Source organism: Dongia mobilis, assembly GCF_004363235.1.
Lineage (GTDB): Bacteria > Pseudomonadota > Alphaproteobacteria > Dongiales > Dongiaceae > Dongia > Dongia mobilis.
This window is the reverse complement of sequence record NZ_SNYW01000012.1, coordinates 52029-78525: the sequence shown is the minus strand read 5'-3', so window position 1 is coordinate 78525 and position 26497 is coordinate 52029. Positions and strand designations below refer to the sequence as shown.

At 62.3% G+C, this 26497-nt stretch carries 24 protein-coding genes; 21 read left to right on the top strand and 3 right to left on the bottom strand.

Features of this window, described 5'->3' with window-relative positions; translation table 11 throughout:
- The first annotated feature begins 33 nt into the window (after positions 1-33).
- Positions 34-504, top strand: coding sequence for a nucleoside deaminase (locus tag A8950_RS16220; RefSeq protein ID WP_243735676.1), 471 nt, complete (start codon positions 34-36; stop codon positions 502-504).
- Between the two features lie 6 nt (positions 505-510).
- Here the strand turns inward: A8950_RS16220 and A8950_RS16215 are convergent, their stop codons facing one another.
- On the bottom strand, positions 511-1809 hold the full coding sequence (locus tag A8950_RS16215; protein ID WP_133614733.1) for an NAD(P)/FAD-dependent oxidoreductase: 1299 nt from the start codon (positions 1807-1809) through the stop codon (positions 511-513).
- Between the two features lie 91 nt (positions 1810-1900).
- Here A8950_RS16215 and A8950_RS16210 point away from each other — a divergent pair, with 91 nt between their 5' ends.
- The 6 genes from A8950_RS16210 to A8950_RS16185 all read left to right on the top strand — a co-directional run bounded on the left by A8950_RS16210 (position 1901) and on the right by A8950_RS16185 (position 10776).
- Positions 1901-2455 (top strand): regulatory protein RecX, encoded by a 555-nt coding sequence (locus A8950_RS16210; RefSeq protein ID WP_133614732.1) that lies wholly within the window; start codon positions 1901-1903, stop codon positions 2453-2455.
- Between the two features lie 62 nt (positions 2456-2517).
- Entirely contained in the window at positions 2518-3624 is a 1107-nt protein-coding gene (locus tag A8950_RS16205) for a cis-3-hydroxy-L-proline dehydratase (protein WP_133614731.1), read from the top strand.
- A gap of 105 nt (positions 3625-3729) precedes the next feature.
- Positions 3730-5739 (top strand): sensor histidine kinase, encoded by a 2010-nt coding sequence (locus A8950_RS16200; RefSeq protein WP_166645232.1) that lies wholly within the window; start codon positions 3730-3732, stop codon positions 5737-5739.
- A gap of 196 nt (positions 5740-5935) precedes the next feature.
- Complete coding sequence (locus tag A8950_RS16195; RefSeq protein WP_133614729.1) at positions 5936-6493, top strand: TetR/AcrR family transcriptional regulator; 558 nt, start codon at positions 5936-5938, stop codon at positions 6491-6493.
- Positions 6494-6504: 11 nt separating this feature from the next.
- On the top strand, positions 6505-7668 hold the full coding sequence (locus tag A8950_RS16190) for an efflux RND transporter periplasmic adaptor subunit (RefSeq protein WP_243735675.1): 1164 nt from the start codon (positions 6505-6507) through the stop codon (positions 7666-7668).
- Positions 7669-7689: 21 nt separating this feature from the next.
- Positions 7690-10776, top strand: coding sequence for an efflux RND transporter permease subunit (locus A8950_RS16185; protein ID WP_133614728.1), 3087 nt, complete (start codon positions 7690-7692; stop codon positions 10774-10776).
- A gap of 217 nt (positions 10777-10993) precedes the next feature.
- Here the strand turns inward: A8950_RS16185 and A8950_RS16180 are convergent, their stop codons facing one another.
- A complete protein-coding gene (locus tag A8950_RS16180) occupies positions 10994-12019 on the bottom strand; it encodes a sulfate ABC transporter substrate-binding protein (RefSeq protein WP_133614727.1) in 1026 nt (341 codons plus the stop codon).
- Positions 12020-12295: 276 nt separating this feature from the next.
- Here A8950_RS16180 and murJ point away from each other — a divergent pair, with 276 nt between their 5' ends.
- The 11 genes from murJ to A8950_RS16125 all read left to right on the top strand — a co-directional run bounded on the left by murJ (position 12296) and on the right by A8950_RS16125 (position 23639).
- Positions 12296-13837, top strand: coding sequence for a murein biosynthesis integral membrane protein MurJ (gene murJ, locus A8950_RS16175; protein ID WP_133614726.1), 1542 nt, complete (start codon positions 12296-12298; stop codon positions 13835-13837).
- A 72-nt stretch (positions 13838-13909) separates the two neighbouring features.
- Complete coding sequence (locus tag A8950_RS16170) at positions 13910-14707, top strand: DeoR/GlpR family DNA-binding transcription regulator (protein ID WP_133614725.1); 798 nt, start codon at positions 13910-13912, stop codon at positions 14705-14707.
- A 294-nt stretch (positions 14708-15001) separates the two neighbouring features.
- Positions 15002-16549 (top strand): glycerol-3-phosphate dehydrogenase, encoded by a 1548-nt coding sequence (gene glpD, locus A8950_RS16165; protein WP_243735674.1) that lies wholly within the window; start codon positions 15002-15004, stop codon positions 16547-16549.
- Between the two features lie 49 nt (positions 16550-16598).
- Positions 16599-18368: an ABC transporter substrate-binding protein gene (locus A8950_RS16160; protein WP_243735673.1), complete on the top strand. Its 1770-nt coding sequence runs from the start codon at positions 16599-16601 to the stop codon at positions 18366-18368.
- An 81-nt stretch (positions 18369-18449) separates the two neighbouring features.
- Positions 18450-19520 carry an ABC transporter ATP-binding protein gene (locus A8950_RS16155; protein WP_133614723.1) on the top strand — a complete coding sequence of 357 codons (1071 nt, stop codon included), beginning with the start codon at positions 18450-18452 and terminating at the stop codon, positions 19518-19520.
- Positions 19520-20593, top strand: a complete 1074-nt coding sequence (locus A8950_RS16150; protein ID WP_133614722.1) for an ABC transporter ATP-binding protein — start codon at positions 19520-19522, stop codon at positions 20591-20593. The genes A8950_RS16155 and A8950_RS16150 overlap by 1 nt, the downstream gene beginning before the upstream one ends.
- An 11-nt stretch (positions 20594-20604) precedes the next feature.
- On the top strand, positions 20605-21468 hold the full coding sequence (locus A8950_RS16145) for a carbohydrate ABC transporter permease (protein WP_133614721.1): 864 nt from the start codon (positions 20605-20607) through the stop codon (positions 21466-21468).
- Between the two features lies 1 nt (position 21469).
- Entirely contained in the window at positions 21470-22267 is a 798-nt protein-coding gene (locus A8950_RS16140) for a carbohydrate ABC transporter permease (protein ID WP_133614720.1), read from the top strand.
- An 18-nt stretch (positions 22268-22285) separates the two neighbouring features.
- Complete coding sequence (locus A8950_RS16135) at positions 22286-22579, top strand: DUF2160 domain-containing protein (protein ID WP_133614719.1); 294 nt, start codon at positions 22286-22288, stop codon at positions 22577-22579.
- A 159-nt stretch (positions 22580-22738) separates the two neighbouring features.
- The gene (bfr, locus tag A8950_RS16130; RefSeq protein ID WP_133614718.1) at positions 22739-23227 is read left to right on the top strand and encodes a bacterioferritin; all 489 of its coding nucleotides are present in this window, start codon (positions 22739-22741) and stop codon (positions 23225-23227) included.
- Entirely contained in the window at positions 23208-23639 is a 432-nt protein-coding gene (locus tag A8950_RS16125) for a hypothetical protein (protein WP_166645231.1), read from the top strand. The genes bfr and A8950_RS16125 overlap by 20 nt, the downstream gene beginning before the upstream one ends.
- A gap of 3 nt (positions 23640-23642) precedes the next feature.
- Here A8950_RS16125 and A8950_RS20025 read toward each other — a convergent pair whose 3' ends face one another.
- Positions 23643-23855: a (2Fe-2S)-binding protein gene (locus A8950_RS20025; RefSeq protein ID WP_407644238.1), complete on the bottom strand. Its 213-nt coding sequence runs from the start codon at positions 23853-23855 to the stop codon at positions 23643-23645.
- Positions 23856-24117: 262 nt separating this feature from the next.
- Between A8950_RS20025 and hemP the strand changes: the two genes are divergently transcribed.
- From hemP to A8950_RS16105, 3 genes are all read left to right on the top strand, one after another.
- Positions 24118-24402 carry a hemin uptake protein HemP gene (gene hemP, locus A8950_RS19710; protein WP_208109897.1) on the top strand — a complete coding sequence of 95 codons (285 nt, stop codon included), beginning with the start codon at positions 24118-24120 and terminating at the stop codon, positions 24400-24402.
- Between the two features lie 119 nt (positions 24403-24521).
- Complete coding sequence (locus A8950_RS16110) at positions 24522-25580, top strand: hemin-degrading factor (protein WP_133614715.1); 1059 nt, start codon at positions 24522-24524, stop codon at positions 25578-25580.
- A gap of 4 nt (positions 25581-25584) precedes the next feature.
- Positions 25585-26493 (top strand): heme/hemin ABC transporter substrate-binding protein, encoded by a 909-nt coding sequence (locus tag A8950_RS16105; RefSeq protein ID WP_166645230.1) that lies wholly within the window; start codon positions 25585-25587, stop codon positions 26491-26493.
- The last annotated feature ends 4 nt before the right edge of the window (positions 26494-26497 follow it).

The window sequence follows — 26497 nt, the reverse complement described above, 5'->3', positions numbered from 1 at the left end:
CCAGAATAGGCCGATGGCCCGACAGTGCGGGCCATGACCATCCCGCACCCGCATCCGGTGGATTTCATGGAATTGGCCTTGCGCCAGGCGGAAGCCGCCGCTGCGCGTGCCGAGGTGCCAGTGGGCGCCGTCCTGGTGGATCCAGCCACCGGCGAAGTGCTGGCAGCCGATCACAACCGGGTTGAGGAATGGCACGACCCGACGGCGCATGCCGAGATGCTGGTGATCCGGGCCGTCGCCACCAGCCGGCGCGAGAAGCGCCTGCCCTTCGCCGAACTCTACGTGACGCTGGAGCCCTGCGCCATGTGTGCGGCCGCGATCAGTTTCGCGCGGCTGCGGCGGGTGCATTTCGCGGCACCCGACCCCAAGGGCGGCGGCGTGCTGCATGGTGGCCGGTTTTTCGAGCAACCGACCTGTCATCACCGGCCGGAGATCAGCGGGCCGACGACGGCGGAAGCGGCGAGCGCCGAACTGCTGCGCGGCTTCTTCCGCGCGCGGCGGTGAGTTCTCTCAGATCGGCAGCGAATCCCGGATGCGGTAATAGAGAATCGAGGGGGCCAGGAACCACGGATTGCCCTCATAGAGCGGTCGGGTCTGGAATGGCACGTTGTTGAGCGGGCTCATTCCTTCCTTCTTGCCCAGCACCTGCTGGCCGATCTTGGCGCCGAAATAGGTGGCGAGCGAGATGCCGGAGCCGCAATAGCCCATGGCGTAGTAGAGACCGTCCTGCTGCCCGAGATGCGGCAGGGTGTCGAAGGTATAGGCGACATAGCCCATCCAGCTATGGCTCACCCTGGTCGCCTTCAACTCCGGAAAGACCAGCGACATCCAGTAATGCAGACGCGGCGCACTGACCTTGGGGTCGTTCTCCATATAGGCGACGCGCCCGCCGAAGATGATACGCCTCTTGTCCGGCGACAGGCGGTAATAGAAGACCAGCTTGCGGGTGTCCGAGATGACGCGGTCGGTGGGCAGCAGGCGCGCCGTCTGCTCCAGCGGCAATTCCTCGGTGGCAATGATGTAGGAGCCGATCGGAATGACGCGGCGGCGGTGCCAGGGGGTAAGCGGCCCGGTATAGCCGTTGGTCGCCACCACGACGTCGCGGGCGTTGACGCGGCCGAGCGGCGTCGTTGCCACGAAGCCGCCGGGATCCTTGTCGAGGTGGGTGACCGGACAATAGGAAACCACTTGCGCGCCAGCGCCTTCGGAGAGGCGCAGCAATTCCAGGTGATACTTGCCGGGATGCAGCGAGGCATGTTTCGGATAGACGACGCCGCCATGGTAGAAGGCGGTGTCGATATCCTTGGACTGCTCGGCCCGCGTCACGATCTCGTAGGGGACGACGAGGCCCTGGGGCTGGGTCTGCATCGCCTTGGCCAGCGCATCGAACTGCTTCGGGTTATGCGCCGCGTGATAACGCCCGACCACGCGCCAGTCACAATCGAGCTTCTGCGTTTCCACGAGATCGGTGACATAGGCGAGCGAGTCGATGCCTTCCTGCCTGACACCGCGCGCGATCTCCTCGTTCATGCGGCCGGAAAGCTCGGAGAGCGTCGGCTTGATACTGGTGGAAACCTGGCCGCCATTGCGGCTGGAACAGCCGAAACCGGCGGCCTCGGCATCGACGACCAGGGTCGACCGGCCACCCTTGGCGGTTTCCCAGGCCGCCATCAGGCCGGTATAGCCGGAACCGATCACCAGCACGTCGACCTTGGCCGGCAGGGATCCCGCGCGCCGGTCGGGGCGGGGCGCATCCTCCCACCAAAAGCTTTCGTTCTTGTACCCGGTGGCGAATACGGTATCGGTCATCGTCGTCCCCCCAAGACTGGCGCGGCATTGATAGACCGTTCGCGACCGTCTTTCCAGTGCAGGCAGGTAACGAATCTGCCATGCTGGCACGATGAAGTCCCGTAAACCGAAACGCCTCACCCGAAACGATCTCGACCAGGTAGCGCTCGATTACCTGGCGCGCTTCGCCGCGACCGAAAAGCGGGTGCGGGACATGCTGGTGCGCCGCATCCGCCGGTCGGCCGCGGCCCACGACGAAGACCCGGCGCCGCTACTGGCGGCGGTCACCGAGATCGTGCAATCGCTGGTGGCGCGCAAACTGCTCGATGACCGGAGCTTTGCCGCCATGAAGGCCGCCAGCCTGACAAGGCGTGGCGCATCGCGGCACCAGATCGGGGTCAAGCTGGCGCAGCTGGGTGTCGACGGCGCCATGCGAGATGCGGCCATCGCCGACCTGGCCGAGGAATTCGGCGATTCCGATCATGCGGCGGCGATCGCCTATGCCAAGCGCCGGCGCCTCGGCCCCTATCGCGCGCGACATATCGCGGGCGCGCAACGCCTCATCCAGGAGAAGCGCGACCTCGCCGCCATGGCGCGCGCCGGGTTCTCGCTGGCGCTGGCAAGGCAGGTTCTGGCCAGCGATATCGAGATCGAGCCCGAGGATTAGCCCCCTTCTGATCGCCGGCGATTTCCGCTAGGTTCGGTCTGCCAAAAACGGGGACCTCAAGCATGAAGATCACAGCCATCCGCGCCCATCGCGTCGAACTGCCGCTGCATGAAGGATCCTATAAGTGGTCCGGCGGCAACCAGGTGGTCGTGTTCGACTCCACCGTCATTGCGGTCGAGACCGATGCCGGTATCACCGGCTATGGCGAGGTCTGCCCGCTGGGGCCGGCCTATCTGCCGGCCTATGCCGAAGGCGTGCGCACGGGACTGAAGGAAATCGGGCCGAAGCTCCTCGGCCTCGACCCGCGGGATCTTGGGGTTCTCAACCGGCGCATGGACCAGGCCCTGCGCGGGCATCCTTACGTGAAATCGGGCATCGATGTCGCCTGCTGGGACATCCTCGGCAAGGCTGCGGGGCTGCCGGTCGTCACCCTGCTGGGCGGCCGCTATGGCGACAGTTTTGCCCTCTACCGCGCCATCAGCCAGGAGAGCCCGGCAGAGATGGCCGAACGCGTCCATCAGTACCGCGCTGATGGCTATACCAAGTTCCAGTTGAAGGTCGGTGGTGATCCTGACACCGACATCGCACGGATCGAGGCATGCGCGGCGGAACTGCAGCCGGGCGACGTGCTGATCGCCGATGCCAATACCGGCTGGCTGATGCATGAGGCGGCTCGCGTGGTCGATGCCGTGCGCGATATCGACGTCTATATTGAGCAACCGTGCATGTCCTACGAGGAATGTCTCGCCATTCGCCGCCGCACGGCGCGCCCATTCATCCTCGACGAAGTGATCGATTCCCTCGGCGCCGTCCTCAAGGGCCATGCCGACCTCGCCATGGACGTCATCAACCTGAAGATCAGCAAGGTCGGCGGTCTGACGCGGGCGCGGCAGATTCGAGACCTTTGCCAGGCCCTCGGGATCGCCATGACGATCGAGGATACCTGGGGGGGCGACATCGCGACCGCTGCCATCGCCCATCTCGCGCATTCGACGCCGCAAGAGCTTCTGTTTTCGGCGACGGATTTCAACTCCTATGTTACGCGTTCGATCGCCGAAGGCGGGCCCAAACGTCAGGGCGGCAGGATGGCCGCGGGTATGACTCCTGGTCTTGGCGTGACGCCACGTCCTGATGTTATCGGCCCTGCGTCGGTTACCATAAGTGTGTGACGTCGGCATTCAGGCCTCGCTTGCACCACCTTCTCGGTCATGTAAGGTCACATGTGGGCCGAAGCAGGCCTGAAGTCATCTAACGTAAGGGGAAAACGGCGGCCAATGCGGGCCTTCTGGTCGGTTCGAACGGTTCTGCTGATCGCACTTCCGCTCCTGGTCGGCATGGCGGCCCTGGCCATCATCGGTGGCGGGCTGGTCATCGCACAGCGGGGGGCCGATGCAGCTGCGCAATCGCTGATGCGCAGTGCGACCAGCCATATCGTCTCGCGAGCGGTCGCCTTCCTCAGCCAGGCTGAGCGCCTTTCGGACCTGACGGCCAGGATGATCAGCGAGCGGACGCTCGATGCGACCGACCGGCAAGTGCTGCAGCGCTATCTCTGGCAACAACTCATGGCGCATCCCTATCTCGCCGGAATGTATGTCGGCTACGAGGACGGCGGCTTCACCTATGTCATGCGCGTGCAGACGGTGACCGGCGACCAATTCATGTTCAAGACCATCGAGGAGCAGCGTCGCGCGCGCATGGTGACGGTTACCTGGCGCAATGCCTTCTATGAGGAGATCGTTCCGGATGCCACGATGGTGGACGGCTACGATCCACGATTGCGGCCCTGGTATGCGGCTGCGACGCGTGGTCTCAACAGCGGCTGGACCGAGCCGTACGTATTCTGGACCACGCGCCAGCCTGGCATCACCGTGGCGCGGCCGGCAAAATGTGAAAACGAGGTCATGCAATGCGTGATCGGCGCAGATATCACGCTCAACGAGATGTCGCAGTTTTTCCAGCGCCTGGAATCGGAGATCAGCGGGCGCGCCTTCCTGTTGACGGACGAGGCTGGTATCATCGCTGCCTCGGAATTGGCGCGCCAGCCGACGTCACGACAGATCGTCCGGCCGATTGGCCAGGCGTTGATGACGGTTGACGATCTCGACCAGTCCCTGCTGCCTGCAGTCTGGCGGCACGGAATGTCGCCGGGTGCCCTGAAACCGGTTGGCTTCCGTACACTCGATTGGCAAGGCGTCAACTATCTGGCTGAGCTCAGTGCATTCGATTTTCGCGGCCTTTCGTGGCTGGTCGGCATCGCGGTGCCGCGTGCCGGGCCGCTCGGCTGGTTTTCCTCGGTGCGGGATTCGGTTTTCTGGATGGTCGCCGGCATTGCCCTCGTCACCGTTCTGGCCGCCATCGCCTTGTCGCAGCCGATCGTGGCAGGACTGCGCCGCCTGGAGCACAATGCGAGTCGTGTCAGGAGCGGCCAGTTTGAAGACCTGCTGCCGGCGCAAGGTTCGTTCAAGGAGATCCGGCAGACCGAAGAGGCGCTGATCGACATGGCGCGCAATCTGTCTGCCCAGATTCAGGCGACGCAGCTGGCGCTGGATGAGGCGATCCGTGCCGGGCAGATCAAGTCCGAATTCCTGGCGCATATGAGCCACGAGTTGCGGACGCCGCTCAACGGCATCATCGGCTTCTCCGAGATGATCGAAATGACGAGCGCCGACCGCCTTGGCGAGCGCGAGCGCTCCTATGTCGCGGATATCATCGGCCTCGGTCGCCATTTGCAGCAATTGATCGATCAGGTGCTGGAATTCGCCCGGTTCGATCACGGCCTGGATAGCGGCGGCCGTGACCCGCAGGTGCTGGGCGACGTAGTTGCCGGCATCCGGCGCATGCTGGAGCAGCAATTTGCCGAAAAACGGCTGCAGTGGCAGGTCGAGATCCCAGACGACCTTGTGCTCCTGGTGGACGAGACCCCGCTCAAGCAGATTCTGACCAATCTGCTCAGCAATGCCGTGAAGTACACGCGGCCGAACGGCACCATTACCGTACGGGGGCAATTGCGATCTGACGGCACTTGCCGGATCGAAATCGGCGACAATGGTGTCGGCATGACGGCGGAGGAATTGCGCAACGCCTTCGTCCCGTTCTCGCGCTCGGTGCGCAATCCCTATGTTGCCGGGAATAGCGGTGTCGGCCTCGGCCTGCCGATTACGAGGATGCTGTGCGATCGCGTCGGGTTCGCCCTCGAAATCACCAGCATGGTCGACCTCGGCACCACCGCGACGCTCCTGGTCGCGGCCGGCAGGGCAGGGACCCGTTCCACGGCCCCTGCGTGACCCCGTGGTCAAGGATGTCGTAGGATCGCCGCCAAAGGCGCGCCAAACTCCTCCCTGGCGGCAAAAAACGAAGATTTTATAGATAGTTGGCGTCGCCAGGAAAAATGCCCCCATACCCACTTTACTATACCGTCCGGACGGTATAGTTTTCGCGCTGCAGCAAACATCCCGATTATTGCCAAAGCCGTTCCTGGACATGAGTACCCGCGACCACATCATCAATTCCGCGCTTGCCGTCGTGCGCGCCCAAGGCGTTGCCAGCCTGACCTTGGACGAGGCGGCGCGGGCTGCCGGTATCAGCAAGGGCGGTGTGCTCTATCACTTCAAGACCAAGGAAGCGCTGATCCAGGGCATGGTCGCGCATCTCAGCGACAAATGCGTGCAACTCCAGCAGCGCCACTATGACGTCCTGCCGCAGGGACCGAACAAGTGGGCGCGAGCCCTGGTCGCAACCGCCTTTGATGCCGAGGCGCCGACCAGCGACCCGGCGGGATGTGCGTTGCTGGCAGCGATCGCCACCAATCCCAGCCTGCTGGAGCCCCTGGAGGGGACCATCAGCGAGGGCTTCCGGCGTCTCACCGAGGATTCCGACGATCCCGATATGGCTTTGCTGGTGGCCCTTGCCATGGACGGGTTATGGCTGCATCGCCTGGTGGGCTCGCCCATCATGAATGACAGTACGCGCGACCGGGTACGCGAACGGGCGCTGGCCCTGCTGTCCGGCGTCGAGGCGAAAGAACAAGAGAAGGTTTGAGGAGTTCGACCATGTCCGCAGGTTCGGTTGTCCGCAACATGCTGCGCAGCATCTTCAGTTGGAAGATGCTGTTCATGCTGATCGGCAGTACCCTGGTGTTCGGCGGCATCGGCTACACGATCCAGTCGAAGTTCACCGCCATGGCGGCACAAATGGCAAGCATGCCAGTCCCGGTCATCAACGTGACCGCCATTCCGGCCGAGGCTCAGGACTGGGGGGTCGAGGTTGCCGCGATCGGCATTCTTGAGGCGCGCCGCGGTGTCGACATCAACTCCTCGGTGCCGGGGCTGGTGCAGCAGATCCGCTTCGAATCCGGCGAGAGCGTCGCCCAAGGCCAGCCTCTGGTGCAACTCGATGCCGATGTCGAGCGCTCCAACCTTGCCAAGGCACAGGCGGCGCTGAAGCTGGCGAGGGCTGACCTTGCCCGCGGCGAGACACTGCTCTCCACCAACAACATCTCGAAGGCCACACTTGACCAGCGCCAGTCGGAATACGACGTTGCGGCGGCGGAGGTCGCGGCGCTGGCGGCCCAGATCGAGAAGAAGACGATCTTTGCCCCCTTCGACGGCGAGCTCGGCATCCGCAAGATCAATGTCGGGCAATACCTGGAGGCCGGACAGGCCATCGTGAATATCCAGGACCTCTCGATCATGTTCGTCAATTTCAGCGTGTCGCAGCGCGATCTGTCCGACCTCAAGGTCGGGCAGAAGATCCGCATGACGACCGATGCCTATCCGGTCAGGGAGTTCGAAGGCGAGATCTCGGCCATCGAGCCGCTTGTCAACCAGCAGACCGGCATGGTCGAGGTGCAGGGCCGTTTCGACAATGCCGAGGGCCTGTTGCGGCCGGGCATGTTCGCGAAGCTGGCCGTACTTCTCCCGGCACGCATGGACGTCGTCGTCGTGCCGCAGACCGCGATCAGCTACTCGCTCTATGGCGACTATATATATCTGGTCAAGGCCGAGCGTACCGAGGCTGGTGAGGACGTGAATGTGGTGGAGCGGCGCATTGTCGACACGGGCGAAAGGCGGCAAGGCTTCGTCATCATCGAATCCGGTGTCGAGGCCGGGGAAATGGTCGTGACGTCGGGCCAGCTCAAGCTCGACAACGGCACCCGAGTCGCCGTCGTCAAGGACGATACGCTGGCACTGCCCGATCAGGTGCCGGTGGAATAGGGGCGCAGCAGGACCAAAGCCATGTTCGACATTTTCATCAAGCGACCGGTTCTCGCGACAGTCATCAGCCTGTTGATCCTGCTGCTGGGCCTGCAGTCGATCTTTTCGCTGCAGATTCGGCAGTATCCCGAACTCTTCAACACGACCGTCACGGTGACGACGACCTTTCCGGGCGCCGATGCCGACCTGATGCAGGGCTTCATCACCGACCCCATCCAGAAGGCGGTGGCGACGGCCGACGGCATCGACTATCTGACGTCGAAATCCTATGCCGGCACCAGCGTGGTCACGGTCAATGTCCGTTTGAACGAGGATCCCGACGCTGCCATGACGGCGGTAACCGCCAAGGTCAACCAGACCCGTTCGCTGCTGCCGCGTGGCATCAACGATCCGGTGATCGTGAAGTCGACCGGCGACCAGTTTGCGTCCATGTATCTCGCTTTCTCCAGCAGCGCGATGAATCCGGGCCAGATCACTGATTACGTGGCTCGCGTGATCCAGCCGAAGCTGTCGACCGTTCCGGGCGTTGCCGACCCGGAACTCTTCGGCGGTCAGAAATTCGCCATGCGCATCTGGCTCGATCCAGAAAGGATGGCGCAATACAACATCTCCGCGGGCGAAGTGCAGGCGGCCATCGAAGCCAACAACTATCTGGCCGCGGCCGGCAGTGCCAAGGGGTATTTCGATGTGGTCGGCACCACCGCCCGCACCGATCTCCGCAGCGAGCAGGAGTTCCGCGACCTGGTCATCCGCAACGAAGGTGCGCAGCTGGTGCGCATGTCGGATATAGCCAATGTCGAACTGGGGCCGGAGAGCAGCGATTCATCGGTCTATGTGAACGGCGAAAAGGCTGTCTTCATCGGCATCAAGACGGCGCCGGATGCCAACCCGCTGACGGTGATCGACGACGTCTACAAGGTTCTGCCCTCGATCGAAGCCAACCTGCCGGCATCGATGAAGATGCAGGTGGCCTATGATGCGACAATCTTTATCCGGGCCTCGATCAAGGAGGTGCTGAAAACCATCGGCGAGGCCGCTCTCATCGTCATGGTGGTGATTTTTCTGTTCATGGGATCGCTGCGCTCGGTCCTCATTCCGCTGGTCACCATCCCGCTGTCGCTGATCGGCGTCTGCCTCGCGCTGCTGATCCTCGGCTTTTCGATCAACCTGCTGACCCTGCTCGCCATGGTTCTTGCCATCGGCCTCGTGGTCGATGACGCCATCGTCGTGGTCGAAAACGTGCACCGGCATATCGAGGAAGGCCTCAGCCCCTTCCAGGCAGCCCTGGTCGGCACGCGTGAAATTGCCGGCCCGGTGATTTCCATGACCATCACCCTGGCAGCGGTCTATGCGCCGATCGCCTTCATGACCGGCCTCACCGGTGCGCTGTTCAAGGAGTTCGCGCTGACGCTCGCCGGCGCAGTCATCGTCTCGGGAATCGTGGCGCTGACTCTGTCGCCGATGATGTGTTCGAAACTCTTGAAGCACGACCCCGACAAGCGCGGCCTCGCCCATCGCATCGACGTCACGTTCGATGCGATCCGCCGAGTTTATCTGCGGATGCTGGGTGCCTCGTTGCGTGACCGGGCGGCGACCGTGGTGTTCGGCTTCATCGTGCTCGTGGCACTGGTCGGTCTCGGCTTCGTCGCGCTGATGTTCAAGGAGTTGGCGCCGGTCGAGGACCAGGGTGCCGGCTTCATGGCCTATCAGGGCCCGACCGACGCCAATCTCGACTACATGGACCGCTATGGCGACGCCATGAAGAACAGCGTCGCCCAGATTCCCGAGATCAACGGCTTTTTTACCATCAACGGAATCGACGGCACGAACTCCGGCTTCGGCGTCGCCGTGCTGAAGACGTGGGATGAACGCACGCGCGACCAGGGTCCGGTGCTCAATGACCTCACCGGCCTGCTCGGCGGCATTTCCGGCATCAATGCGGCGGTGTTTCCGGTGCCATCCCTGCCTGGTGCCGACGGCATTCCGATCCAGTTCGTGATCAGCACCATCGCCGACTACGTGACGCTCAACGATGTCGTGGAGCGGTTCAAGGAGCGCCTCTACCAGGCCGGGTTCCAAATCTTCTACTTCGACTCCGATTTGAAGTTCCAGAAGCCCCAGACAATCGTCGAGGTCGACCGAGACAAGGCGGCGGCCTATGGCGTTACCATGCAGGAGATCGCGCAGACTCTCGCCACCATGACTGGCGGCAATTACGTCAATCTGATGAATCTCTACAACAAGAGCTACCAGGTTATTCCCCAGGTGCCGCGGATAGACCGCCTCGATCCGCAGAAGCTGGGCGACTACTATGTCCGGACGGCGAGCGGCAAGGCGATTCCGCTGGGAAGCCTGGTGACGCTGCGCAAAGAGGTGCAGCCGATTGCCCTCAACCAGTTCAACCAGCAGAACGCCGTCATCATCTCAGCCGTGATGGCTGCTCCCCTGGGTACTGCCCTTGAAAAGATGGCGGAGATTGCCGAAGAGGTTTTGCCTGAGGGTTTCACCATCGACTATGCCGGCCAGTCGCGGCAGTACATTCAGGAAGGTGCTGCCTTCTGGTTCACCCTCGCCTTTGCCATCGCCATCATCTATCTGGTACTGGCGGCACAATTCGAAAGCCTGCGCGATCCGCTGGTGATCATGATCTCGGTGCCGCTTTCGATCTGCGGTGCGATGATTCCGCTGGCGCTTGGCTACTCGACGCTCAACATCTACAGCCAGGTCGGCCTTGTCACCCTGGTGGGCCTGATCACCAAGCACGGCATCCTGATCTGCGAGGTCGCGAAGGAACAGCAGGAGAAACATGGCCTCTCCAAATTGGAGGCGGTCGAGATCGCGGCCGGCCTGCGCCTTCGTCCGGTTCTAATGACGACCGCGGCGATGGTTGCCGGCCTTATTCCCCTGATGTTCGCAAGTGGTGCCGGTGCTGCAAGTCGCCTGTCGATTTCGGTGGTGATCGTGGCCGGCCTGTCGATCGGCACCCTCTTCACCCTGTTCGTGTTGCCGGTCTTCTACACTTTCATTGCATCCAACCATGCAAAGGCAAAGCCGGGGGATCTCGCACCTCATGCCGCGCCTCAGCACCCGGCGGTGATCGAAGGTTGACGGGACGGCGCCGATTGCTGTGCCGCGCGGGCGTGACCGCGCGCCGCCGGCAATTGCCGAAGGAGTTGCCGCATGCCGCCACGACCTGAAGGTTCGTGGCGGCATCGCAGCGGCAGGTAATGCCTCGCCCGGTCACCGCGACCGCGCACAGCCGGTCTGGCTTCACCGGGTTGGCAGCCTGCGGCCGGGAAGGTCCCGGAACCGGCTCGCTTTCGGTTCAGTCTGCCGGCTGATAGATCTGGTCGAAGATGCCGCCGGCGGCAAAATGGGCCGCCTGCGCTTGGGCCCAGCCGCCAAACACATCTTCGATGGTGAACAACTGGACTGCCGGGAAGGTTGCGGCGTGCTTGCTGGCGATGGCTGGATCGCGCGGTCGGTAGAAATGTTGCGCTGCCAGTTCCTGGCTCTCCGGCGCGTACAGGTATTCCAGATAGGCTTGGGCAAGCTTGCGCGTGCCCCGTGCATCGACATTGCGATCAAGCAGTGCGACCGGAGGTTCGGCCAGAATGGAAATGGATGGCACCACAATCTCGAAGGAGTTCGCGCCCAACTCCTGGATCGCCAGCATGGCCTCATTCTCCCAGGCCAGGAGGACGTCGCCGATGCCGCGCTGGGTGAAGGTGAGCGTGGCGCCCCGCGCACCTGTATCAAGGACCGGAACATGGCGGAAGAGTTCCTGCACGAAGTCCCTGGCGGTTTCCGCCGAACCGCCCGACTGGGCGAGAGCCCAGCTCCAGGCCGCCAGATAGTTCCAGCGAGCGCCACCGGAGGTCTTCGGGTTTGGCGTAATGACCGCCACGTCGTCCCTGATCAGGTCGCTCCAATCGCGAATCTGCCTTGGGTTTCCGCTGCGGACCAGGAAGACGATGGTTGAGGTATAGGGGGTGGAGTTGTGCGGCAGGCGCTGCTGCCAGTCGGCCGGGAGCAGGTCCGCCTTGGCGTGAATTTCGTCGATGTCCTGCGCCAGGGCCAGGGTGACGACATCTGCGGGCAGTCCTTCGATCACCGAGCGGGCCTGCTTGCCAGAGCCGCCATGGGAGGTGTTGACGGTAACACTCTCTCCCGTCAGCGCCTGCCAGTGGGTAGCGAAAGCTGCGTTGTATGCCTGATAGAACTCGCGCGTCGGATCATAGGAAACGTTGAGCAATTGGCTTTCCGCGCGCAGGGGATCAGGGTGTAGAAGGGCGGCAATGACCACCAGAAGACCCAAAAGGTTCGACATTTTTCCGTTTGATAACAACATCCTGGCCTCCAGGGAGACAGTGACAGGGTGGTCCGGTCGATGTATCGCTCGGTCGCATCCGATCGACGTAGAGAAATAAACACTATTAAATCTATCTGTCTAGTAGAGAATATTTGGGCCATAACTCGGCCATAAATTCAGCACGTTATGGCGACACGTCAGCCGGGTCGGGTTAGGGCATTCGCCGGAATCATCCTGGCTGTGGTAGAGACGCATTCAGCATCGTAATTGACCTCTTCCCCCTGACGCAGCCGACCAACGAGATCGCCGCACGCCATGTTCTCTCTCCGCGCTGTCGCAACGGTCGGCGGCATGACCCTGATCAGCCGGCTGCTCGGTTTCGTCCGCGAAATCCTGATCGCCGGCATTCTCGGCACCGGGCCAATGGCGGAAGCCTTCATCGTCGCCATGCGCCTGCCGAACCTGTTGCGGCAGATGTTTGCCGAAGGTGCCTTCAGCGCCGCTTTCATTCCGATCTTTACCCGGCGCATGGTGGAGGAGGGGGCGGGCGGAGCGCGGCGCTTCGCCGAGCAGGTCCTGTCGGTCATGCTGATGCTATTGCTGGCCCTGACCCTTGCCGCCGAACTCGCCATGCCCTGGCTCATCCAGCTTTTCGCACCCGGCTTCGATGTGTTGCCAGAGAAATTCGCGGCAACGGTTCTCTTCACCAGCATCACCTTTCCCTACATCCTCTTCATGTCGCTCTGCTCGCTCCAGGGCGGGATGCTCAACGGCCTGCAGAAATTCGCCCATACTGCGGCAGTGCCGATCATTCTCAACCTGGTTCTGGTGACGACGCTCTGGTTCGTCGAGGGTGACGACTTCCGCGTGGCCCAGACCTTGTCCTGGGCGGTAGTCGGCGCCGGGCTGGCGCAGTTCCTATTCCTCACCGGCGCCTGCCACAAAGCCGGAATCGTCCTGCGACTCGTCCTGCCCCGGCTGACGCCGGAGGTGCGGCGGCTCGGCCGCCTGATGCTGCCCGGTCTCATCGGCGCCAGCGTCACCCAGATCAATCTGGTCGTGTCTACCATCCTCGCATCGCTGCATCCTGGCGCCATTTCCTACATCTACTATGCGGATCGGCTCTATCAATTGCCGCTTGCGCTGATCGGAACCGCGATCGGCGTCGTTCTCCTGCCATCCCTGACCCGGGCCCTGCGAGACTCCGACCCGGCTGTCGCGATGCGCATGCACAACCGGGCCCTCGAGCTCGGCCTTCTGCTGTCGCTACCCTCCATGGTCGGATTGATGGTGGCCGCGCAGCCGATCATCGTGACGCTCTACGAGCGCGGCAAGTTTACAGCCTCGGACTCAGAGGCAGTCGCGCTGGCGTTGCTCATCATGGCTGCAGGGTTGCCGGCCTATGTCGGGCTGAAGGCACTGACCGTCGGCTTTCTTGCCCGCGAGGACACCACGACGCCCTTCAAGTTCGCGGTTGTCTCGGTGCTGGTGAACATCTCCATCAGCGCTGCCCTGACGCCGCGCTACGGCTTTGTCGGTGTGGCATTCGGCATGATGGTGGCCGCCTGGGTCAACGCTGCCCTCTTGACCTGGACCCTGATGCGTCGCGGCTTTCTGGTTTTTGACGAAAGGTTCCAGCGCTTCCTGCCGCGTCAGCTTGCAGCCTGCGCCGGCCTTGCCGCCGCAACATGGGCAAGTATCCTCGCATTCTGGCCGGAAGGAGATGCCGTCACGGCGCACCGGGTTGTCGCGACCGGCCTCATCATCGCGGTCGGCGCCATCGTTTTTGCCGTCCTGGCATTGCTGCTGCGGGTGACAAGTCGCAGCGACCTGAGCATGTTGCGGCGCAAACGCTAGCGTGGAATTGCCGGTTGGCACCCCAGCGGCGGCGCCTTAATCTCGGCTCCAACCAGATTCAGGACCACGCTCATGTTCACGCCGACACCGCGACAGAATGACATTCTGGCCTTGGCCCGCCTCAACGGCCGGGTCAATGTCGACGAATTGGCCGCCAAGTTCGACGTGACACCGCAGACCATCCGCAAGGATCTCAACGATCTGTGCGGGCAGCGCCTGCTGACCCGCACCCATGGCGGCGCCATCCTGGCGTCCGGTGTCGAGAACGTCGCCTATGAGGCACGCCGGCATCTGGCCGATCTCGAAAAGCGCCGCATCGGCGAGCACGCCGCATCCCTCATTTCCAACGGATCGTCGCTCTTCATCAATATCGGTACCACGACGGAGGAGGTGGCCCGGGCGCTCTCCAACCACGAAGGCCTGCTGGTCATCACCAACAATATCCATGTCGCCAGCATTCTGCTGCCTTCGCCGCGCATCGACGTGATCGTCGCGGGCGGCATGTTGCGCCGGTCGGATGGCGGCATCGTCGGCGAGCAGGCAGTCGACTTCATGTCGCAGTTCAAGGTCGACCACGCCGTGATCGGTGTCTCGGCCATTGACGAAGACGGCGCGCTGCTCGATTTCGACTATCGCGAGGTTCGGGTCGCCCAGGCGATCATCAAGAATGCGCGTAATGTCATCCTGGTGGCCGATTCAATGAAGTTCACGCGCAGCGCGCCGGTGCGAATCGGGCATCTTTCCGAGATCAGTGTCTTTGTGACCGACCAGCCGCCACCGGAGAATATTGCCGAGATCTGCCGCCATTCCGGGACGCAGGTTGCCATCGCACCCGGCGCGGATCAGGCCGAAGAATCAGAGCATAGCTAACGGCTTAGCTTTCTTTCGCAATTGCGAAAATCGCAAATCTCCAGGTTTTTATAGTACAAATCCGGAAGTGTTAACGCCAAAAAAGAACCATTTCGGCGGGGAAATTTTCTATTGAATTTCGTTTATTTTCATTTCAATGTTCACGGCGAAAATTACGAAAGCCATCAATCGGCATGACGCCGCCCGGACAGATTCATGTCGTCCAGGGGCCCAGCCAAGGATCGCCAGGGCGCCGAGCGCACTGGACGATGTCAACGGAGATGGCGGCGGAGGAATGGTCGGATCCCGATGTCCATGGGCGCGGAAATCTTCGACATCGTCGTCATCGGCGGCGGGGTCAACGGTTGCGGCATAGCGCGCGATGCGGTCGGGCGTGGCTTGAAGGTCCTGCTGGCCGAGCAGAGTGACCTCGCCAGCGGCACATCCTCGGCCTCGACCAAGCTGATTCATGGCGGCCTGCGCTATCTCGAGCACAAGGAGTTTCGCCTGGTGCGCGAAGCGCTGATCGAGCGCGAAGTCCTGTTGCGCGCCGCACCTCACATCATCTGGCCGCTGCGTTTCGTCCTGCCGCACCACAAGGGGCTGCGGCCGCGCTGGCTCATCCGCCTCGGCTTGTTTTTCTACGACCACCTGGGCGGTCGCAAGCTGTTGCCCGGCACGCGCAGTGTCGATTTGCGTCACGACGCCGCCGGGGCGCCGCTGAAGCCCGGTTTTACCCATGCCTTCGAGTATTCCGATTGCTGGGTCGAGGATGCGCGCCTGGTCGCCCTCAACGCGCGCGACGCTGCCGAGCGTGGCGCCGAGATCCTGGTCCGCACGCGCTGTTCCGAGGCGCGGCGCGCCGGCCACCTGTGGCGCATCCAACTGGAAGGTGCCGGTGGCGTGCGGCGGGAAGTGGCGGCGCGCGCCCTCGTCAATGCCACGGGTCCCTGGGTTTCGAGTTTCCTTGGTGGTGCCGTTGGGATGAATGCGCCGGACCGGATCCGCACCGTCAAGGGCAGCCACATCGTGGTCGAAAAGCTGTTCGACCACGATCGCGCCTATATCTTCCAGAATGCCGATGGTCGCATCTGCTTTGCCATTCCCTACGAACACGATTTCACCCTGATCGGCACGACCGATGCCGATTTCGATGGCGAACCCGGCAAGGTCGCGATCTCGGAGGCCGAGGTCGACTATCTTCTTGCTGCAGCCAACGAGTATTTCCAGGCATCGGTGACCCGCGCCAATATCCGCTGGACTTATGCCGGCATCCGTCCCCTCTATGACGACGGCGCCAGCAAGGCGCAGGATGCGACGCGCGATTATGTGCTGAAACTGGAAGGCGGCACCGGCGAGGCGCCGCTGCTGTCGATCTTCGGCGGCAAGATTACGACCTATCGCCGCCTGGCGGAAGCCGCGCTCGACAGGCTGAAGCCCACTTTTCCGGCAATGGCCGCGCCGTGGACGGCGCAGGCCAAGCTGCCGGGCGGCGATTTTGCGGTAAACGCCTTTGCCGCGGAAGTGGGCAGCCTTTCGAAGCGCTACCCGTTCCTGGAGTTGAAGGAAGCGCGCCGCCTCGTGCGAGCCTATGGTACCAGGGCGGCGCAGGTGCTGGGCGACGCAAGAAACGCCGCCGAGTTAGGACGACGATTCGGCCCCAGCCTCACAGCGGCGGAGGTGGACTACCTGATGCGGGAGGAATGGGCTACGCAGGCGGATGACATCATCTGGCGCCGCTCCAAGCTTGGCCTCCACATGACTCCGGCGGAGCAGGCGGCCTTGCAGGACTACATGGTTCAACTTGAAAGAACACCCGCCTTCGCCGGCGGCGATCACGAGATCGCGCCGCGACGCGGATAGCGAGCCAATCGGCTGGAAATGTGCGCACTGGCCGGGGGAATATTGAAAAATGGCGCACAAAGAGGAGGAAACGATCATGGCGATCCGTCGTACCGTGTCGTTGGCCGCTCTCATGCTGGCAATGGGATCTATCCCGGCGTTTGCAGATGTCGAGGCGGCCAAGAAATGGATTGATCAGGAGTTCCAGCCTTCGACCCTGTCGAAGGATGCGCAGCTGGCCGAGATGGAATGGTTCATCAAGGCGGCTGAACCGTTCAAGGGCATGGAGATCAACGTCCTGTCGGAAACCATCCCGACGCATGAATATGAATCGAAGGTCCTGACCAAGGCGTTCGAGGAAATCACCGGCATCAAGGTCAACCACCAGCTCCTCGGCGAAGGCGAGGTCGTGCAGGCGGTACAGACCCAGATGCAGACCAACCGCAATCTCTATGACGGCTATGTCAACGATTCCGACCTGATCGGCACCCATTCCCGCCTGCAATCGGCGGTGAACCTGACCGACTTCATGGCGGGCGACGGCAAGGACGTCACCAATCCGGGTCTCGATCTCGACGACTTCATGGGCAAGTCGTTCACCACCGGGCCGGATGGCAAGCTGTGGCAGCTGCCCGACCAGCAATTCGCCAATCTCTACTGGTTCCGCAAGGACTGGTTCGATCGCGAGGACCTGAAGGAAAAGTTCAAGGCCAAGTATGGCTACGAGCTTGGTGTGCCGGTCAACTGGTCGGCCTATGAGGACATCGCCGAGTTCTTCAGCAACGACGTGAAGGAAATCGACGGTGTCCAGATCTATGGCCACATGGATTACGGCAAGCGGGCCCCGGACCTTGGCTGGCGCATGACCGATGCCTGGCTTTCCATGGCCGGGGCGGGTTCGAAGGGCCTGCCCAACGGCCGTCCCATCGATGAATGGGGCATCCGCATGGAGGAGGGCTCCTGCAACCCGGCTGGCGCTTCGGTCAGCCGCGGCGGCGAGACAAACGGCCCTGCCTCGGTCTATGCCATCGCCAAATGGGACGAATGGCTGCGGAAATACGCCCCTCCGGGTGCGGCTGACTACGATTTCTACCAGTCGCTGCCGGCGCTCTCCCAGGGCAACGTCGCCCAGCAGATCTTCTGGTACACGGCGTTTACCGCCTCGATGGTGGCGCCGAAATCGGAAGGCAACAATACGGTCGACGATGAAGGCACGCCGCTCTGGCGGATGGCGCCCTCGCCGCATGGCCCGTATTGGAAAGAAGGCCAGAAGCTCGGCTACCAGGACACCGGTTCCTGGACGCTGTTCAGGTCGACCCCGCTCGAGAACCAGAAGGCGGCCTGGCTCTATGCCCAGTTCGTCACCTCGAAGACCGTCGATGTGAAGAAGAGCCATGTCGGCCTCACTTTCATCCGCGATTCCACGGTGCGGCATGAGAGCTTCACCGAGCGGGCGCCGAAGCTGGGTGGCTTGGTCGAGTTCTATCGCTCGCCGGACCGCGTCAACTGGACCCCGACCGGCGTCAACGTGCCTGACTATCCGAAGCTGGCCCAGCTTTGGTGGCAGAACATCGGCGACGTGAATTCGGGTGCCTTCACGCCGCAGGAAGCCATGGACCGTCTCGCTGGCGAGATGGACCAGGTCATGGCGCGCATGCAGCAGGCCGATGAAGCCAATAACACCTATGGTGGCTGTGGCCCGCGCCTCAACGAGGAAAAGGATCCCTCGGAGTGGCTCGGCAAGGAGAACGGTCCGCATGCCAAGCTGGAGAACGAGAAGCCGCAGGGCGAAACCATCGCCTATGATGAGCTGATCAAGCGTTGGACGGAAAACCAGTAACTTTCCGTTCTCACGGACGACGGAGCCACCGGGGACATGCTTGTCCCCGGTGGCAGTCGTCACTATCGAGAATGATGCTGAATGACCCTTGAACTGAGACATGTGACCAAGAGCGTTGCCGGAGAAACCCACATCTTCGAGACAGATCTTGTGCTCGAAGAGGGCAGCTTCAACGTGTTGCTCGGCACGACTTTGTCCGGCAAAACCACGCTGCTGCAATTGATGGCGGGGCTGGATCGGCCCAGCCGCGGCGAGATCTGGTTCCGGGGCCAGAATGTCACCGGGATGGCAGTGCAGAAGCGCAATGTCTCCATGGTCTACCAGCAATTCATCAATTATCCGCATCTGACGGTCTACGAGAACATCGCCTCGCCGCTTAAAGTAGCGGGCATGGACAGAGCGGAGATCGAGCGCCGCGTCGGCGCGGTTGCGGAACTCCTGCGATTGAAGCCCATGCTGGGCCGCAAGCCGGCCGAGTTGTCCGGCGGCCAGCAGCAGCGAACCGCAATTGCCCGCGCCCTGGTAAAGGATAGCGACCTCGTCCTGCTGGATGAACCGCTGGCCAATCTTGACTACAAGCTGCGCGAGGAATTGCGCGACGAACTGCCACGCCTCTTCGCCGGGCGCAGCTGTATCGTTGTCTATGCCACAACCGAGCCGACCGAGGCTCTGCTCTTCGGCGGCAATACCGCCACCCTGCACGAAGGGCGCATAACCCAGTTCGGCCCGACCGGGACAATCTACCGACAGCCGAAGGACCTCATCTCCGCGCAGGTCTTTTCCGATCCGCCGCTTAATGTGGCGCAGGTCACGAAACAGGGGAGCAGAATTCATCTGGCGGGCGGCATCGGTTTCGATCTCGGAACTGCCGCGGTCACGCTGCCCGATGGACCCTACACCTGGGCCATCCGAGCCCATCACATCACGCCGGAGTCGCATCCTGGTCAGCCGACGCTTGATGGCCGGGTCCTGCTGGCGGAACTCACCGGCTCGGACAGTGTCATTCATTTCCATCTGGATGGCGGCACCTGGATCTCGCAGTCACACGGCGTGCACCCGTTCGATGTCGGTGCCGAGGCGCGTCTTTATGTCGACGTCGCTCGCTCATTTCTTTTCGGGGCGGATGGCAGGCTGATGGGAGGATCGGAGTAATGGCGCGTATCACCATCGATCGCCTGCGGCACAGCTATGTGTCCCAGCCAGGCAAGCCAGAGGACTGGGCGCTCAAGGAGATGAGCCTGGAATGGGAAGATGGCGGTGCCTATGCGCTGCTTGGGCCGTCAGGCTGTGGCAAGACGACCCTCCTCAACCTGATTTCCGGCCTGCTGCGACCGACCGAGGGTCGCATCCTGTTCGACGAGCGCGACGTGTCCAGTGTCTCGCCCGAGGAACGCAATATTGCCCAGGTTTTTCAGTTTCCGGTCATCTACGACACGATGACCGTCTATGACAATCTGGCGTTCCCGCTCCGCAATCGTGGTGTTGCGCCGAGTGAGATCGACAGGCGCGTGCGCGAGATCGGTGAAATGCTGGATCTGGGCGGGTCACTGACGAACCGCGCCTCGGGTCTCACGGCCGACGGCAAGCAGAAAATCTCGCTGGGACGCGGCCTGGTGCGCTCGGATGTCAACGTCATCATGTTCGACGAACCGCTGACAGTGATCGACCCGCACCTCAAATGGGTGCTGCGCTCGAAGTTGAAGGAACTGCATCACCGGGTGCGCCGCACCATGATCTACGTGACCCACGACCAGACCGAGGCGCTGACCTTCGCCGACAAGGTGGTCGTCATGAACAACGGCGAGGTCGTTCAGGTGGGCACGCCGATCGAACTGTTCGAGCGGCCGGCCCATACCTTTGTCGGCCATTTCATCGGCTCGCCGGGCATGAACGTTCTGCCGGTGGCGCTCGAGAATGGCGGCATCAGCTTCATGGGCAGCCGTATCGACGCGATCGAGGCGGCACGGGTCGATGCGGCGGGTGGCGGCCGGCTGGAACTGGGCGTGCGGCCGGAATTCGTCAGTTTCGCCGGAACCGGCGGCCTGCCTGTTGAGATCGGCAAGGTAACCGATGCCGGCCGCTTCCGCATCGTCGAAGCCAGGCATCAGGATCACCTGATCCGCGTATTGGTGCCGGAAGGGCAGGAAGTGCCAACGGGCAGTGCCGCCCTCGGCTTCGAGCCGACACATACCCATCTTTACCGCGACGGCTGGCTGGTGGCGTGAGGAACTGACGGATGTACAAGCAAGTCAATCAGAAAGCCTGGCTCCTGGTCCTGCCCGTCGTGGTGCTGGTGGCATTCAACGCGATCATCCCGCTGATGACAGTGGTGAACTATTCGGTGCAGGAGACTTTCGGCGACAACGTCTTCTTCTGGGCCGGGGTCGACTGGTTCCAGCAGATACTCAATTCGCCGCGCTTTCATGACGCGCTGCTGCGCCAATTGCTCTTCAGCGCCATCATCCTGGCGATCGAGGTGCCGCTCGGCCTCATCATTGCCCTTGCCATGCCGCGCAAGGGGATCGGCGTTTCCATCTGCCTCATTCTGATGGCATTGCCGCTTCTCATTCCGTGGAACGTCGTCGGCGCGATGTGGAACATCTTCGCACTGCCGGAGATCGGCCTGCTGGGCAAGGGCCTGAACAATCTGGGCTTCGACTACAATTACACCCGCCAGCCGGTGACGGCCTGGTTTACCACCGTGCTGATGGATGTGTGGCACTGGACGTCGCTGGTGGTGCTGCTGTGCTATGCAGGCCTCGTCTCGATTCCGGACGACTATTATCGCGCGGCCAAGATCGACGGGGCATCGGCCTGGGCGGTGTTCCGCTACATCCAGTTGCCCAAGCTGAAGCGGGTGCTGACCATCGCCGTGCTGCTGCGCTTCATGGACAGCTTCATGATCTATACCGAGGTCAAGGTCTTGACCGGCGGCGGCCCCGGCAATGCCACCACCTTCCTCTCGATCGATCTCGACAAGATGGCGCTGGGTCAGTTCGATCTCGGCCCGGCGGCCGCCATGTCGCTGATCTATTTCCTGATCATCCTGCTTTTGAGCTGGTTGTTCTATACCCTCATGATGCGGAACGAGGCCCAGTAACATGCGCAAACGCTCCCTCATCCCGATCATCTACATCGTGTTCCTGATGCTGCCGATCTATTGGCTGGTGGCGATGTCGTTCAAGACGACGAACGAGATCCTGGGCGGGTTCTCGCTTTTCCCGCAGGACTTCACGCTGGAGAACTATGCCAAGATCTTCACCGATTCGACCTGGTATTCGGGCTATATCAACTCGCTGATCTATGTTGTCACCAACACCATCCTCTCGGTGGCGGTGGCCCTGCCGGCGGCCTATGCCTTCTCGCGCTACCGGTTCCTGGGCGACAAGCATCTGTTCTTCTGGCTGCTGACCAACCGCATGGCGCCGGCGGCCGTCTTCGCGCTGCCCTTCCTGCAGCTCTATTCGGCGGTCGGGTTGTTTGACACGCATATTGCCGTCGCCTTGGCTCATACGCTGTTCAACGTGCCGCTGGCGGTGTGGATCCTGGAAGGCTTCATGTCGGGCGTGCCGAAGGAACTGGACGAGACGGCCTATGTCGACGGCTATTCCTTCCCGCGCTTCTTCGTCCGCATCTTCATCCCGACCATCGCCGCCGGCATCGGCGTGGCCTGCTTCTTCTGTTTCATGTTCTCGTGGGTGGAGATGCTGCTGGCCAAGACGCTGACCTCGGTCGATGCCAAGCCGATCGTTGCCACCATGACCCGCACGGCCAGTACCTCTGGTTATGAACTCGGCCTGCTTGCCGCGGCTGGCACGCTCACCATCATACCCGGCGCATTCGTCATCTATTTCGTGCGCAATTACATCGCCAAGGGCTTTGCCCTCGGTCGCGTCTGATCCGGAAAGGTATCTCACATGCAGGGCACGTCGCTCATCGCCTGGATGGCCTGGACTTGGCAGACCGCCGCCTTCTTCGCCTTCATCATCGCCTGTCTGATTGCCATGACGGTGTGGGAATTGCGTCGGCCTGGCGGCGGCCCGCGCCGCGGTATTCTCGGCCTCGATACGACGCGGGGCGACCGCCTGTTCATCTCGCTGTTGGGCGCGGCCTATATCTTCCTGGCCTGGCTCGGTTTCGTGGGTACGCCGCTTTGGGCCCCACTTGGCCTCTCATTCGCCTATGCTTTCGTTATTTTCAGATGGGCCTAGCGGACGGACCCGCGGACAACGCGACGGGTCTGCATCTGACTATGCCTCGCAATCTCATAAAAATCGTGCTTTTTTAAAGACTTAGGCTGCGATATCTTGATTCCGGTCAAGCGCGTCGATCAGCGCAGGTCCGAGACCCAGTCTAGATGCGAGGCGGCCATGAAGGGCGACAAGAAGGTTATCCAGCTGCTCAACAAGGTGCTGAAGAACGAACTCACTGCCATCAATCAGTATTTCCTGCATTCGCGCATGCTGAAGAACTGGGGCATGAAGAAGCTCGCCGATGTGGAATATCACGAATCGATCGACGAGATGAAACATGCCGACCGGCTCACCGAGCGCATCCTGTTCCTCGAGGGCATGCCAAACCTGCAGGATATCGGAAAGCTGCTGATCGGCGAGAACGTGAAGGAAATTCTCACCCTCGACCTGAAGCTTGAGATGATCGGTCATCCGGAACTCAAGGCCGGTATCCGCCTGTGCGAGGAAGTGGGCGACTTCGTCAGCCGCGAACTGCTGACCGACATCCTGGAATCAGAGGAAGAACATATCGACTTCCTTGAGACTCAACTCGAGATCCTCGAGAAGATGGGGCTGCAGAACTATATCCAGTCTCAATATGAGCCGGGTGAGCACGGCGGTTCGTAAACAGGTCGAAGCGGCCCTGAAGCCGGGTGCGCTCGGCTATCTCGGCGCCGCGGTCTTGTACTTCACCCTTTACTGGCCGGTTATCGTTCGCCGGTTCGGGGATGGCGCGTCTGTCCTCGTCGCCGCCATGGCGCTAACTGTGCTGGTCTGGCATGTCGCTGCGGCCGGCCGTGGCAATCGCGCGTTGTTTCTCTGGGCCGGCCTTGCGCCCATGGCCGGCGCCTCGCTCGGTTATATGACCATCTCGTTGCTCTTCCTCGCCCGACACGGCCAGTTCGTCGGTGGGCATGGCATTGGCCAATGGTTGCCGAACGTCCTGCTGATGGCCGGATTCTCAGCCCGTGCCTGGATTCTCTCGTTCCTGCTGGTCGTCTGGGCGACAATTCTTTATGTCGCCCGGACCGAACGCTGAGCGCTATTCGGCCGCGAGGGGCAGGGCAGCGCTGATTTTGGCGCTCCGACCCGCGTGGGCATCGTCGATGATTTCCTGCGCCGTGGGCAGGCAGGTACCGCAGCACGGGCCGCTGCCGAGCGCTTCATAAACCTTGACCGGGCAGGTCAAACCGCCAGCCCTGGCGGTCTGCTCTATCTCGCTCGAACGATACCCGTTGCACAAACAGACATACATGGCGCGTGGTGCCCTGACTGCGTCCTTGACCCGCCGGGAATGTCTCCCAGCGAGGTGAAATATGAGCATGATGAGAATAATTGTCAATTTCATGATTTTGGACGACGGTACATTCTATCTATGCGAATAATTATCACTTGCGATTAAGGAATGGGTTTTGCTACTTCTTGGTTGTTGCGAATGACTCGCAACTGCGACTGCCTCCACCGAGGCGGCGCGACATCTCGATCAGCGGGAGTGGATGGATATGGACAGAACGGCCATGGGTTATCGCGACGCCGCGACGACATCACCGCTTGGCAACTCCAACGAAGACTACCGTCGCCCGGCAGTGGCCGGCGGCGAATATCGGGACCGACCGGCCATGCAGCACCGCCGTCCCGAAGGGATGGGCAAATCCGCCAGCAGTAGCAACGCAAATCGGGGCATCCAGACCGTCAATCTGCAGACCATCCTGCAGGGCGCGCGCGAGGCAATCATCGATTTCGACGGCGCCGCCTACCGCCTGCGCATTACCCGCAACCATCGCCTGATCCTGACCAAGTAAGGACTGGAATCCGGTCCCGGGCCATGTCGGTGTCGTCGCCCGGGAGGGCACGTCCCGGCGCCGGTGCCGGCGCCGTACCTGCCAGCGCTCGCCAGCAACTGATCATCATGGAGACCATTATGCCGCTTGACCTTCCCCTGCCCGAATCCGCCGACGATCTGCGCACGCGCTGGCGGGCCCCGAAGGCGGAACAGCCCCGCTTGCGGGCCCGCGATGCTGCCGATGCACTGAGAATCAGCGAGGCGGAGCTTGTTGCGGCACAATGCGGCCTTATCGCGCGGCCGCTCGTGATGGATATCGAGAGACTGTTTGAGGGCCTGCCCGCCGTGGGCCGGGTCATGGCGCTGACCCGCAACGACAGCTGCGTGCATGAACGCAAGGGCGCCTATGAGCCGGCGCGGTTCGGCCCGATGGCCGGCATCGTGCTGGGACCGGATATCGATCTGCGCATCTTCCCAAAGCACTGGAAGCACCTCTATGCGGTGACGGACGTCAACGTCGATCCGGCACGGCAATCGCTGCAGGTATTCGATGCCACAGGCACGGCGGTTCACAAGATCTTTGCGCTCGATGCGACCGACATGGCGGCCTGGTCGAATCTGGTTGAGAGCCTGCTGCCATCGGTTCCGACGGCACTTGCCGTCGATCGACCGCAAACCGTCGAGCGTGCCGTCAACGGGAACCCGAACCGGGACGCGCTGCTCGCCGACTGGGCCGCGATCAAGGATGTTCATGAATTCCATGGCATGCTGAAGAGGAACGAGGTCGATGCGCTGCAGGCGATGCAGCTGGTTGACGGCGTCTACACGCAGCCGCTGACCGCCGCCGCGACCAATGAAATGCTGATGTTGGCTGCCGAGCGCCAGGTGCCGATCATGGTCTTCGTCGGCAATGCCGGCCTCATCCAGATCCATACCGGTCATGTTCACCGCGTCGTGCGCATGGATCATTGGGTCAATGTGCTCGACCCCGATTTTAATCTTCATCTGCGTGAAGATCACATCGCGCACGCTTTCGCCGTGACAAAGCCGACCAGCGACGGGCCGCTGCATTCGGTCGAACTCTTCGACCGGGATGGCGGGCGCATCGCCACCTTTTTTGGCAAGCGCAAGCCGGGTGAGCCGGAACTGGAAAGCTGGCGTGGCATCGTTGCCGAATTGCCGCGCCAGAAGGCCTAGGAGCATGAGCGCCAACCTGTCGCGCCGCCGCTGGCTTGCCGCGGCGGCGCTGCTGCCAGCCGCATTCGCCCTGCCGCGCGCCGGCCGGGCGGCTTCGCGCCGCATCGTCTGCGCTGGCGGAGCCATGACAGAGTGCGTCTTTGCGCTCGGTCACGGGCCCGAGGTGGTCGCGGTCGACACGACCAGCCTCTACCCGGCTGCCGTCCACGCACTGCCCAAAATCGGCTATTTCCGTCAGCTTTCGGTCGAGGGTCTGCTCTCGCTCTCGCCGGATCTCGTGCTGGCCGACCGTGATGCCGGCCCGGCCAGCGTGCTGCAGCAACTGGGTGGGGCCACCAACATCCTGCGCCAATTCGACGGACCGCTCAGCCCCGCTTCGGTGCCGGACAAGATGAGGTTCGTTGCAGCCGCTCTTGGCGAGGCGGGCAAGGGCGAGGAAGTTGCGGGCGATATTGCCGCCGACATGCGGACCCTGGCCGATGCCGTGGCGCGGGTCGAGGTCAAGCCACGCACCATTTTCATGCTGGGCACCATCAGGGGGCGCATGGCGGGGCGCCACACGGCTGCCGACATGGTCATGGCGATTGCGGGCGCCGAGAATCTGGGGGACGATTTCGATGGCTACCGGCCCCTCTCCGCCGAGGGCATCGTCAGCCTGAAACCGGATGTGGTTCTGACCATGTTCCAAAGCAACGAGATGCCGGTTGCCGGCGTCGATCTGGCTGCCCGTGCGGCGGAGGACCTGGGTCTTGCCGAGCTGCCTGACGCTGCACGACCGCGGGTCATTCCGATTGATGGTGCTGCGCTGCTGGCGATGGGTCCGCGGACGGCCCATGCCGCCTATGCGCTGGCGGCGCAGTTGCATCCGGACCTTGACTGGCCATCGCTGCCGGCCCGTCCCTGGGTCGCTTAGGGCC